Here is a 12,573-nt window from a genome sequence, read left to right as displayed (position 1 = left end):
TGCTAAGGTAAAGGAGGGAATATGATGGCACGTAAATGTTACGTTACGGGTCGTGGACCATCAAGCGGTAATAACCGCTCACATGCGAACAACTCATCAAAACGTCGTTGGGGCGCAAACGTACAAAAAGTACGTATTCTAGTAGACGGTAAACCAAAACGAGTTTATGTATCTGCAAAAGCTTTGAAAGCCGGCAAGGTGGAGCGCGTATAATCCGCGTCGCCAGCCGGTTTTTTTACGACCGACGAAAGAAAAAAGCCTCGCATAACGCGAGGCTTTTTTCTTTCCAGGGTGTTGTGGCGCTCAATCTTTTTTAAATGAGTTCAGCATTGCACGAACAACTCCACCGAGAAACTTAGGAAGCTTGATCGTATAAAATTTCATGACTATTCCTCCTTGAAGGCCAGCTATTACCGAAGAATAATTACTGACGGGCACATACGGATTCTTCTATATGTATATTCACCCAGAAGGAAATAGTACATCGTTTTTAAAAAAATTATTTTACTGCGTGACGAAGTTTTTTAATCATTTCGTTTCGGTTCGGTTGTTTATAAATAAAGGAACCGGCAACGAGCATGTTTGCCCCATTTGAACACAAGCTTTTCCCGTCTCTTCATTCACTCCTCCATCAACTTCTATGAGAAGCGATTCATTTTTTTCATTTGCCATCTGCTTCACTTCTTGAATTTTCGGGAGCACAGCATCAATAAAGTGTTGCCCGCCAAACCCAGGGTTTACCGTCATAAGAAGAACGAGATCAACATCTTGAATCACATGGCGTACGACGTCAACAGGTGTATGTGGGTTTATTGCAACCCCCGCCCGGACACCAAAGCTTTTGATCAAATGAATGGTGCGGTGTAAATGTTTTGTCGCTTCTGCGTGAACCGTAATAATGTCTGCTCCTGCATTTACAAAATCCTCTACATATTTGTCTGGATCTTCAATCATTAAGTGCACATCAAGTGGCAACGCTGTCGAACGTTTTGCCGCCTCACAAATCATCGGACCGATGGTGATATTCGGGACAAACTTCCCATCCATCACATCCACATGGATAAAATCTGCGTTGTCAACCGCGCGAATATCTTCACCTAGTTTGGCAAAATCCGCTGATAAAATCGATGGGGCAATATAGGTCATGTCTAGTACCTCCGTCTTTCTTCTTCTTCTTTTTCTGTATAGAATGTTATATAGTTTTCGTAGCGAGAACGGGCAATCTGTTCAGTTTCCACAGCTGCTTTTACAGCACAGCCGTCTTCTTTTCGATGGGTGCAGCCTCTATACTTACACGCTTTGCCTGTTTCATGTATTTCAATAAAACAATCGGCCAATACGTCCAGTTCTATGCCTGTAAAATCAAGCGAGCTAAATCCTGGCGTATCCGCAACTTGCCCACCTTCTACCGGTAACAATTCCACATGACGCGTCGTATGCTTGCCCCTTGCAAGGTGTTTTGACACTTCTCCAATCGTGAGGGCTAACCTTTCGTCAATACGATTCAAAAGCGTTGACTTACCGACACCTGATTGGCCGGCAACTACGGTCGTTTTTCCTGCCAACGCTCCTTTCACTCTCTCTGTCGTGTTATCGTCAAACATCTGAATGACTTCATACCCGAGCGCTTCATAAAGACGCACAATTGCCGCTGCTTGTTGCAGTTCTTCTTCACTTGCGATGTCAGCTTTTGTAAGTACAATGACGGCTTCGACGTCCATCGCCTCGGTATGAACAAGAAGCCGATCCAATAAATATGAGGACAAGGCAGGTTGGACAATGGATACGACGAGCAGCGCCTGGTCAACGTTTGCAATAGGCGGTCGATGCATTTCATTGTCTCGCAGCAGGACATTTTGCACGTAATCATCTTGAAACTCAACGTGGTCGCCGACGAGGGGCTTAATATTTTGTTTTCTAAATAACCCACGAGCTCGGCAGCGCACGACTTCTGTACTCGTTTTTACATCATAAAATCCACCGACTGCTTTGACGATTTGACCTTTCCTCAAATGCTCCACCTCAACTTAATCACCTTCGTATTCCAACGTATTTGACTGTCTCTCTTCGTCATTTACATACAACGTATATGAACCAGAAACACTCGGACTCACTTCAAGAGGGACGAGATACACTTCGGATTCAGTAATCTCCTCTTCGACAAATACATCGGTTTCTCCGTCTGTACTTAAATCTTCATATTCTATACGAATCGTGAACACATCACCAGCATCTGGATTCGTCACGTTTACTGGGATTTCTGCATAACGCGTCTCGGTTGGCTCTTCTTCGACTGGAGGAGGTCCTTCAGAAACAACGAACGTGATTTCACTGCCTTCTGAGACCGTTACAAACGGTCCTGGATCATGAGAAATAATGTTTCCAGCGGGTACAGAATCAGAATGTTCCCTCGTGAAATTCCCACTTAAATTGTGAGACTCAATGTAGTTGCTTGCGGCTTGCTCACTCGACCCTGTTAAGTCACTAATCGTGAATTCTGGCGTTTCGCTCACGACCAACTGCACGACTGTTTCGTCGACAACGACCTCTTCTCCAGGATTTGGCGTTTGACTCATCACCATGTTCGGGTCAACATCGCTAGATTGTTCAAAACTGACATCAAGTTCAAAGCCATCTAGCACATCTTCAGCTTCTTCCAAACTCATATCAGTCACATCTGCCATTTCCACTTGTTCAGGTCCGTCGCTTACTCTGAGCATTACAGAGCTATCAACTTTCACATTTCGCCCTGATGAAGGGGTCTGATAATAAACGATATCCTCTTCGTATTCATCATGAAATTCTCGTTCAATAGTAATGAGCAAGTTGTTTTCTTCTAACAGCGCCTCCGCTTCACTCACATCCATTCCTAACACATCCGGGACTTGAACTTCATCAACCGCTAACCAAGATGGGATGACGACAAGTGCCAGAACGAGGGCTGCAGGAAACAGAATAAAAATGATAATGAGTGGGATGAGCCATTTTTTCTTCTTTTTTTTCTTTTTTGGTGCAGGTGATTCTGCTTGTTCTTCATCTGCTCCAGAAGCAACAATCGTATCTTCTTCCGATTGTAAATCTGATAGCGCAGGCAACACACGGGTCTGATCGTCGTCTACGTCTTCAATGACTAGTGGCTCTTCATTTAGCCGCTCTGGCAACAGGGCAGTCTCAGCATCTGCGCGCATCTCTTGGACACTCGCATACCGTTTGAGCGGGTCTTTCGCCGTTGCTTTACGAATGATATTGTTAATGCTCTCTGGCACATCTGGCCGAAAATCTTTCGAATTTGGAATGGTCTCCTGTAGATGTTTAAGGGCAATCGAAACAGCGGAGTCTGCATCAAATGGCAATACACCTGTGATCATTTCATACAGAATAATGCCAAGCGCATACACGTCTGCTTGAGCTGTGACATGCCCTCCCCGTGCTTGTTCTGGTGAAAGATAATGAACGGAGCCGAGCACAGAATTTGTATGAGTAATCGTCGCCGCAGAAACCGCACGTGCAATCCCAAAATCCGTCACTTTTACGGTCCCATCATGATCAATCAAAATGTTCTGAGGCTTTAAATCTCGATGGACAATGCCTTGTTCGTGGGCATAGCTAATCGCTGCTGTAAGTTGATCGAAGATCTCAAGAACTTCAGTGAACGGCAACGATCCTTCCCCGATAATTTTATCTTTTAACGTACTGCCACCAATATAGTTCATCACAATATAAAATGTCTGGTCTTCTTCACCGACATCATAAATATCAACAACATTCGGATGAATCAAGCTGGTCGCTGCTTGCGCTTCTCTTCTGAAACGGCGAATGAACTCCTCATCATGAATGTATTGCGGTTGCAGCACTTTCACCGCCACTTCACGCTCTAAAATGACATCTTGGGCGCGATACACATTGGCCATGCCTCCGCCACCAATCATGTCTAGCAGTTCATAACGACCATCAATTCTCGAACCAATCATTACGCACTCCCCTCCTGCCGAAGCAAGATGAAGGTGATATTATCTTCTCCACCACGAGTGAGGGCAAGTTGCAAAAGCTCATCAGCGCTCTCTTCAAGTTGCGGTGAAGCAAGTGCACCCTCTACGTCGTCAGTCGTCAGCTTGTCACTAAGGCCATCCGAGCAAATAAGAAGTTCGCGAGTCCCTTCTAACGGGTGTGCACCTATATCTACTTGCACATGCTCTTCAGTTCCAAGTGCCCGAGTGACGACATTTTTACGAGGGTGAACCATCGCCTCAGCTTCCGTAATCTGACCTGATTTGACGAGCTCATGAACGAGGGTATGATCATTCGTAATTTGCAGTACGCCATCTTCTGTTCGTTCATAACAACGACTATCCCCAACATGAGCCGTAATAAAACGATCGCCAAACACGAGGGCACAGACGAGTGTCGTTCCCATCCCACTCATTTCTTGATGTTCGACAGATGCTGCGTAAATGCGCCGATTCGCAGCTTCAACGGTTTGGAGGAGCCATTCTTTGATGGCTTCCTCCTCAGCAGCTGGTGGTGCCTCTTGCCAGCGTTCTCGCACTGACTGAACCGCCATTTCACTCGCCACATCTCCAGCATTGTGCCCGCCCATGCCATCAGCCACGACGGCAAACAATAACTCGTCGGTCAGAAAGTAATCACCAGCATCTTCATTATGCTCACGTAGTTTCCCTACATCAGTACGAAACGCAATCTCCACATTTACTCCCTCGTTTCTTCCGCACGTTCTTTCGCGCGTAGTTGTCCGCATGCAGCATCAATATCATGCCCTTGCTCCCTGCGTATCGTCACGAGTACCCCTTTATCTTTGAGTGTTTTTTCAAACGCGAAAATATCTTCTCTTGATGTCCGGACATAATCCCTTTCAGGCACGTCATTAACAGGAATCAAATTCACGTGACAGCGAATATCTTTAATCAGCTCTGCTAACTCTTCAGCATGTTCAACCTGGTCATTTACGCCACCAAACAGGCCGTATTCAAACGTGACACGACGCTTCGTTTTTTGTTGATAATAAACGATTGAGTCCATCAATTTAGAGACTGGAAATGCTTTATTGATCGGCATTAACCGGCCACGAATTTCAGAGTTTGGTGCATGTAAAGAGATCGCGAAGTTAATTTGCATCCCTTCATCGGCAAACTTATAAATCTTCGGTACCATACCACTCGTTGATACGGTGATGTGACGAGCGCCTATGTTCAACCCTTCATCGTGATTGACCGTTCTTAGAAAGCCCATCAAGTGATCGTAATTGTCAAACGGCTCGCCAATACCCATGACAACAATCGAGTCGACACGTTCTCCCGTCTCGTCTAACGCACGTTGAACATCAAGAACTTGAGCAGTAATTTCTCCTGCTTCTAGATTCCTTTTTAAACCTCCAAGCGTTGAAGCACAAAATGTACATCCTAGGCGACAACCAACTTGAGTGGTGACACAGATGCTGTTTCCGTAATCGTGACGCATGAGTACGGTTTCGATCGAATAGCCATCGTGTAATTCAAATAGAAACTTCTCGGTTCCATCAACAGATGTTTGCCGAAGTACTTCTTTCAGTCTTGTAAACATAAATTCTTCATTTAGTTTCTCACGTAAATCTAACGGTAAATTCGTCATTTCATCGACGCTTTCTACCCGCTTTCGATACAGCCACTCATACATCTGTTTCGCACGAAATTGCGGTTGGCTGTTCTCACTCATCCATTGCTTCCAATCATCAAACGTTAATGAAAAAATCGACCGTTTCGAACCTTCAGCAGTAGCGGTTACGTCTCGTTTATTTTTTGTTACGGTTTTCACGAATCGGCACTTCCTTTCTTTATTAGAGCACAAATATAAAATCCATCACTTCCGTAGTGTTGAGGAAGTATCGTACATTGCCCCGTTTCCGCGGCTTCAATCGCCAACCGCTCGCTGAGTGTGCGATCGAATGCAAATTCAGGGTGAGTCTCCATAAACTTACGAATGACATGTTCATTTTCTTCAGGTAAGACGGTACACGTACTATAGACGAGTACACCAGAATCTTTCAGCAATGGAGCGACCTGTTGCAAGATTTCTTGCTGTACGACAGGTAAGCCTTTAATTCTCTCTTCATCGGTATTCCATTTGATATCTGGTTTATTTCGTAGACTCCTAAACCACTGCAAGGAGCATCAACTAAAATCCGGTCAAACGTTTGAGTGGGAAACTGGTCGGGCAACGTTTTTGCGTCACTCGTACGCGTCGATACACACGTTAATCCTAGACGGTTCACTTGTTGATTAATGAGCCGCTGTTTGTGCTCGTGAATATCGTTAGCAACGACCGTTCCTTCATTATTCATGAGCTCAGCGATGTGTGTTGTCTTTCCACCAGGTGCAGCACAAGCATCTAAAACCGTCATACCGGCCTTTGGATCTAGCGCTCTTGCAACGAGCATGGAACTTTCATCTTGAATGGTGAATCGACCTCGTTCGTAGGCCGAACTACTTCGTGCATGTCCTTCCAATACGCGAAGCGCTTCAGGTGCAATGTTCCCTTCATGAGTTTGAACGTGTTCTTCACTTAGTTCAAGCTGAAGGTCAGGCCTTGATACCTCTCTCGTGTTCGTGCGAAGTGTTGTTGACCCTCGCTTCGTATTTTCCTCACACATACGAAGGGTTTCGACTTCGCCGTAATCGTTCAACCACCGATTGACGAGCCACTCCGGGTGAGAAGTCGTTAAGCTAATCCGTTCTGTTACGCTCAAGTGCTCAAAACTCGGTTGCCCTTTTCTTGACACATTACGTAAAACACCGTTAATGAGCCCTTTTAACCCTTTGCGCCCCCATCGGCTAGCGAGTTCTACCGCTTCATGAATGGCGGCCCGCTCAGGCACTCGGTCCATATAAAACATTTGATACACAGACAATCGCAAGATCGTCTGTATGCGCTTGTCATTTTTTTCAACCGGTTGCTTAAGCTGCGCATTCAAGATGTAATCAATTGTATTTTTCCGTTTTACTGTACCATAAACGACTTCAGTGACAAATCGTTGGTCTGCGTTTTCCAAGCTTTTACTGCGTAATTCCTCATCCAACGCTAAATGGCTGTATGAACCCTTAAAGAAGACACGGTGAAGCACCTCTGCTGCAACAAACCGAGCATTTTGCTTGCCATCATTTGTCATCAAAACAATCTCCTACTCGAATGTCTTTCCCTTTGCCTCGTAAATAATCTTCCACCTGCATTCGCTTTTTCCCGGATGGTTGAACGACTCGCAACCTCACGCCTTGACCATCCCCTGCACGTATGATCAATGTGTCTCTTTCCACGTGAACCACTTCTCCTGGGACACCTTCATAAACGGTTGAATCGATACTTGCTGCCCAGCATTTGACCATTTCCTCACGCCAGTACGTATGTGCAACCGGCCACGGGTTCATGCCCCGGATTAGGTTATAAACAGCTTGGGCAGAATTCTTCCAGTCAATACGCTCAGCAGCACGAGAAATATTCGGTGCGTACGAGACTTTCGTTTCATCTTGATCGGTTGCATGCACTGTCCCTGTCTCAATCTGCTTGACGGTATGAAGCAACAGCTTTGATCCAAGCTCACTTAACTTGTCATGCATCGTACCAACGGTGTCTGTCGGCTCAATCGCTATTCGCTCTTGAGAAAGCATCGCCCCGGCATCGAGCTTTTTAACCATGTACATAATGGTCACGCCGGTTTCACTTTCGCCATCGATAATTGCCTGGTGTATCGGGGCACCACCGCGATACTTCGGGAGCAATGATGCGTGAACATTGATCGCTCCGTGCACCGGTGCTTCGAGCAACGACTCCGGTAACAATTGCCCGTATGCCGCCGTTACAATCAAATCAGGATCGCCTGAAACGGCGTGATTAACAGCAGCTTCCTCCCTGACTTTTTCAGGTTGGAACACTTCAATCCCATGTTTTTCTGCCTCGACCTTCACAGGTGTTTTCACCCGTTCACGCTTTCTACCTTTCGGTCGGTCCGGTTGGGTAACGACGCGAATGATATCATGCCCCTCTTCAATGAGTGATTGAAGGACAGGAACGGCAAAGTCAGGTGTACCCATAAACACGATTTTCATTGATTTACACTTCCTTTATTATGCAACTTTCGTGCAAAAACCCCCAACAGCGTGGGGGCTACATGAATAAGTTAGGGTGGCGATCAATCGCCATAAACCGGCTGTCTTTATGAATTTCTTGTTGGTAATGAGCAAACAACTCACGAAGCTCATCAACGAGATGAGGCTCATCTTTATATTTTATCAAACATTGGCATCGATATCTATCTTGGATCCGACTAATTGGTGACGGTGTTGGTCCCAAAATAACCGCACCCTCACTGAGGCGCTCCTTTAACCGTGAAGCGGCAAAACTACATGCATTCATCGCCTCTTTTAAATATTCGTGAGAAAACGTGATCAAACACAAATAATAATAAGGTGGATAACCAGCGACCTTTCTTTGCTGCATCTCCCGGTGAAAGAAACGGACATAGTCATGACCTTCAGCAAGAGCGACTGCGTAATGCTCCGGTGTGTACGTTTGGATAATGACTTCTCCTTCCAATTCGTCGCGACCGGCTCGACCCCCTAGTTGGGTAAGCAATTGAAAGGTTCTCTCTGGTGCTCTGAAGTCTGGAAGGTTTAATAGTGTGTCCGCAGTTAATACGCCAGCGAGTGTAATATTCGGGAAATCGAGACCTTTGGCGATCATCTGGGTACCGAGCAGGATGTCGGCTTCTTGATTGCCAAATGCTTTCAACAGCTTTTCGTGTGAACCTTTCTTTTGCGTCGTGTCGTTATCCATACGAATAATCTTCGCTTCGGGAAGAAGTTTCTGCAATTCTTCTTCCACCGTTGAGTGCCTGTCCCAAAATAACGAATTTGATCACTTTCACATTCAGGACACGTTTCATACATCCCTTCTTCATAGCTGCAATAGTGACATTTCAACCGCTCTCCTCGTTGGTGATACGTAAGGGAGATTTCACAGTGAGGGCACATGCCCACAAACCCACAGCTTCTACACATGACAAACGTGGAGAACCCTCTTCGATTAAGAAACAATACCGTCTGCTCTTTTCGTTCGAGCCGCTCTTTCATCTTATCTAGCAATTCTTTAGAGAACACAGAGCGATTTCCACTTCGCAGTTCATCACGCAAATCGGCAAAGTGAATGTCTGGCAACGGTTTCTCATTCACACGTTTAGGAAGCTCCAACAGTTGATAAACTCCTTTTAACGCCCTTGCATAACTTTCCAACGCCGGAGTCGCACTGCCTAAGAGCACCGGGCACTGATGTTTTTCACTGCGACGAATCGCAACCTCTCGTGCATGATACCTCGGGTAATCTTCTTGTTTATAGCTACTTTCGTGCTCTTCATCAATCACAATTAGCCCGATGTTTTCGAAAGGAGCAAACACAGCGGAGCGTGCACCGACGACAACTTGCACTTCTTTTCGTTGAATTTTCATCCATTCGTCATACCGCTCTCCCGTTGATAAGGCACTGTGCATGACGGCTACGGCATCTCCAAACCGACGTTTGAAACGGTTGACCATTTGCGGGGTAAGGGAAATTTCTGGAACGAGAACAATGGCCTCTTTGCCAGCATGAATGACCTCCTCAATCGCTTGTAAATACACTTCGGTCTTCCCACTACCGGTTACTCCGTGAAGAAGCATCGTTTTCGCTTGATTTGATTTCACACCTTGTATTAGTGCGTGAACTGCTGTTGTTTGATCACTTGTTAGTGTCGCTTTTTGCTCTTTACCGTCCCCTTCTGCTGCGGTGTATGGGTTTCGTTCAATCACAACATGCTCTTCAATTAAAAAACCATTTTTTACTAACGTTTGGATCGTTGAGCGGCTCAGAGACTCATCGTTGATGAGCGATGCTACGGCGACGGGCTGCTCTTTTTTTGCAATCCGGTTAAGCGTCTTCTTTTGTTGATCCGTGTTTGGCGTTTCGTTCGTCTGTACGACCCGGACCGCTTTTTGTTCTCGATGCTTGGCACTGTCTTTCAGTTTATAACCTACGCGCAACTGTCCTGCTACGATCCCTGTTTGAATTTGCGTGAGAATCTTCTTTTGTTGAGGCACATCTTTCCAATCGATCGTCGTTTTCTGTCCGAATAACGCCTGAATTTCCATAGGCAAGCGCGTGACTTCGTCATCACGCCGATGCAATTGTTTTTGAGCCTTTGCTCGCATTGCCGCAGGAATCATTGCCTGAAACGCCGTAATTTGAAAACAAATCGTTTCTTTCGCGAGCCATTGCCCGAGTTCAAGCAGTTCACCATTGAGAACAGGGGTCACATCGAGGAGCTCATGAATTGATTTGACCTTTTTCACCGTTGAGGATGAGGTGATTTCAGTAATAAAACCCGTTTGCTTTCTTGCTCCAAACGGCACGAGAACACGCATGCCCGCAGTTGCCACATTCATGTGCTCTTCTTTTAAGCGGTAATCAAACGTGCGATCCACGCCACCGGCTGGCACATCAACGATCACCTTCGCGTACACGATTACCCGCTCCTTCTAGTAACAGACGTGCTTCTTCGACAATTTTCTTAGCGAGTGCGGTTTTCTCTGAACGTGCGAATGGTTCGTTGGAGCGGTCTCTACGGATAATCGTAATTTCATTCTCATCGCTTTCAAATCCAATGGTGTCGTCATTCACATTGTTGGCGACGATCAAATCCAAGTTCTTTCTTTCTAGCTTGTCTTCGGCATACCGAATTACGTCTTGCGTCTCAGCAGCAAACCCGATAAGAACTTGATTCGTCTTCTTTCTTCCGAGTTCTTCTAATATATCTTTCGTTCGCTCAAATTCGAGTGTGAGCACGCCGTCTTGCTTCTTCACTTTATGCTCATCTCGAATGACAGGTCGATAATCAGACACTGCAGCCGTTTTTATGACCACGTCAGCTTCGTCATAATAGGCAAGCGTTTGTTCATACATTTCTTCTGCACTCGTCACAGAGACACGTGTCACACCGACCGGAACGTCTAACGTGACAGGACCACTGATGAGAATCACTTCAGCCCCTCGTTCTGCCGCTGCTCGGGCAATACTATACCCCATTTTTCCAGATGAGCGATTGCTGATAAACCTAACCGGATCAATCACTTCTCTCGTTGGACCTGCAGTAACGACAAATGTTTTGCCTTTAAGGTCGGATGTTTCGGCTTCAAGCTCTTGTTGTAAATAGGCCAACAAGTCTTCAGGTTCTGCAAGCCTGCCTTTGCCGATCCATCCGCACGCCAAATAGCCAGCGCCTGGCTCAACAAACTTCACGCCACGGGACCGAAGACGATCCATGTTTTCTACAACAGCTGGATGTTCATACATGTTCACATTCATCGCCGGAGCAAGATAGACAGGAGCTTGAGTGGCAAGTAACGTTGACGTGAGCATATCATCGGCAATGCCATTCGCGTACTTCCCAATAAAGTTTGCTGTAGCTGGAACTACGATAAACGCATCCGCCCAGTCCGCTACGTCAATATGAGCAATAACTTCAACGTCTTCTTCTATAAATGTATTTTCATACACATGGTCTCGTGTTAACGATTGGAATGTAAGTGGCGTGACAAATTGCTTTGCGCTTTCTGTCATAATGACTTTCACGCTCGCGCCTGTTTGCTTTAACTTCGAAGCAAATGCCGCGGCTTTGAACGCCGCAACTCCTCCTGTCACACAGAGTACAACCTTTTTGTTTTTCATCATGCCACTCCTTTCGTTTTGTCCTTGTTGCTAGTATAACACCATCATGTACCTTTCATCGTGCCGGATGCTTGTGCTCGTTTGCTTCTAATATATAATGAATGCAAGAAATTCATCTGACGACAGAGTAAGGTTTATTCGTTACTAGTGAGGCAACTACGAAAAAAACCTACATAGACTTGTCAAGCCCACGGGATAAACGTTGGAGCGGGGAGTGAATCGAAAATCATCCCATAGCGGATGACGACCCTATAGAAACTCCTACATCCTTCTTTCGCGGAGAACGATATCGTGAGAATTTTAGATTTTCCTGATTTGCGTTGTTGGTACTTGATTCCCATCACCTTTCCAAGGTGGGATCATCGGTCGAAGTTCTCCATAGGAGTTTGGGGTAGCTGAATACTTTTTTTGCTTCCAAAGAGCTTGGATTGGAAACAGACTCTCTCACTATGCCCGTTTTGGTTTTGTTTTAGTTCCAATCCATGAGCGTCTGCTTCCAAACAGACATTTATGGAAGCAGATCGAGCGCGTCTTTACAGGAAATGAATGACAGTCTCCTTCTAAAACCTGCTTCGATCTCTCAAATCTCGATGTTTAAGTTTGAGTCACACGAATTGCGAAAAACAAGGTTGTCTATATAGAATGAACTTAAGATTTTCCTGATTTGCCCTGTTGGAAGTTGCTTTCCACTTCAGGCAGATTCTTGTAGTCCAGACTACAAGTGCAACATCGGTGGTCAAAAGACGCCCACCGTGTTTTCTTGACACTCCAGAGCATAAGAGCAACACGGTTCACGTTTCTGACTGCTGGTTACGGTGTGGAAAGAAGTTC

8 protein-coding genes and 3 pseudogenes are annotated in these 12,573 nt (G+C 45.7%); 1 reads left to right on the top strand and 10 read right to left on the bottom strand.

Features of this window, described 5'->3' with window-relative positions; translation table 11 throughout:
• Positions 1-24: 24 nt before the first annotated feature.
• Positions 25-213, top strand: coding sequence for a 50S ribosomal protein L28 (rpmB, locus tag JCM19039_RS02345; RefSeq protein WP_042401976.1), 189 nt, complete (start codon positions 25-27; stop codon positions 211-213).
• A gap of 90 nt (positions 214-303) precedes the next feature.
• On the opposite strand, the gene spoVM is transcribed toward rpmB, so the two are convergent.
• The 10 genes and pseudogenes from spoVM to coaBC all read right to left on the bottom strand — a co-directional run bounded on the left by spoVM (position 304) and on the right by coaBC (position 11,742).
• Positions 304-384 (bottom strand): stage V sporulation protein SpoVM, encoded by an 81-nt coding sequence (gene spoVM, locus JCM19039_RS02340; protein ID WP_042401972.1) that lies wholly within the window; start codon positions 382-384, stop codon positions 304-306.
• A 115-nt stretch (positions 385-499) separates the two neighbouring features.
• Positions 500-1,146 (bottom strand): annotated as a pseudogene (rpe, locus tag JCM19039_RS02335) (ribulose-phosphate 3-epimerase).
• A gap of 2 nt (positions 1,147-1,148) precedes the next feature.
• Positions 1,149-2,012, bottom strand: a complete 864-nt coding sequence (gene rsgA, locus JCM19039_RS02330; protein WP_042423574.1) for a ribosome small subunit-dependent GTPase A — start codon at positions 2,010-2,012, stop codon at positions 1,149-1,151.
• 15 nt (positions 2,013-2,027) lie between these two features.
• Positions 2,028-3,971 (bottom strand): Stk1 family PASTA domain-containing Ser/Thr kinase, encoded by a 1,944-nt coding sequence (gene pknB, locus JCM19039_RS02325; protein ID WP_042423572.1) that lies wholly within the window; start codon positions 3,969-3,971, stop codon positions 2,028-2,030.
• Positions 3,971-4,705, bottom strand: a complete 735-nt coding sequence (locus JCM19039_RS02320) for a Stp1/IreP family PP2C-type Ser/Thr phosphatase (protein WP_052398444.1) — start codon at positions 4,703-4,705, stop codon at positions 3,971-3,973. Before JCM19039_RS02320 ends, pknB begins: the two co-directional genes overlap by 1 nt.
• A 2-nt stretch (positions 4,706-4,707) precedes the next feature.
• A complete protein-coding gene (gene rlmN / locus JCM19039_RS02315) occupies positions 4,708-5,808 on the bottom strand; it encodes a 23S rRNA (adenine(2503)-C(2))-methyltransferase RlmN (protein ID WP_042423568.1) in 1,101 nt (366 codons plus the stop codon).
• Positions 5,805-7,159: pseudogene (gene rsmB, locus JCM19039_RS02310) on the bottom strand (16S rRNA (cytosine(967)-C(5))-methyltransferase RsmB). The gene rlmN and the pseudogene rsmB overlap by 4 nt, the downstream one beginning before the upstream one ends.
• Positions 7,149-8,093 carry a methionyl-tRNA formyltransferase gene (gene fmt, locus JCM19039_RS02305; RefSeq protein ID WP_042423566.1) on the bottom strand — a complete coding sequence of 315 codons (945 nt, stop codon included), beginning with the start codon at positions 8,091-8,093 and terminating at the stop codon, positions 7,149-7,151. The pseudogene rsmB and the gene fmt overlap by 11 nt, the downstream one beginning before the upstream one ends.
• Positions 8,094-8,151: 58 nt before the next feature.
• Positions 8,152-10,541: pseudogene (priA, locus tag JCM19039_RS02300) on the bottom strand (primosomal protein N').
• Positions 10,516-11,742: a bifunctional phosphopantothenoylcysteine decarboxylase/phosphopantothenate--cysteine ligase CoaBC gene (gene coaBC / locus JCM19039_RS02295; RefSeq protein ID WP_307190132.1), complete on the bottom strand. Its 1,227-nt coding sequence runs from the start codon at positions 11,740-11,742 to the stop codon at positions 10,516-10,518. The pseudogene priA and the gene coaBC overlap by 26 nt, the downstream one beginning before the upstream one ends.
• Between the last annotated feature and the right edge of the window lie 831 nt (positions 11,743-12,573).

It is taken from the genome of Geomicrobium sp. JCM 19039 (genome assembly GCF_000698145.1).
Lineage (GTDB): Bacteria > Bacillota > Bacilli > Bacillales > Marinococcaceae > Geomicrobium_A.
Note: the sequence above shows the minus strand (reverse complement) of the source record. Positions and strands in the feature narration are given on the sequence as shown.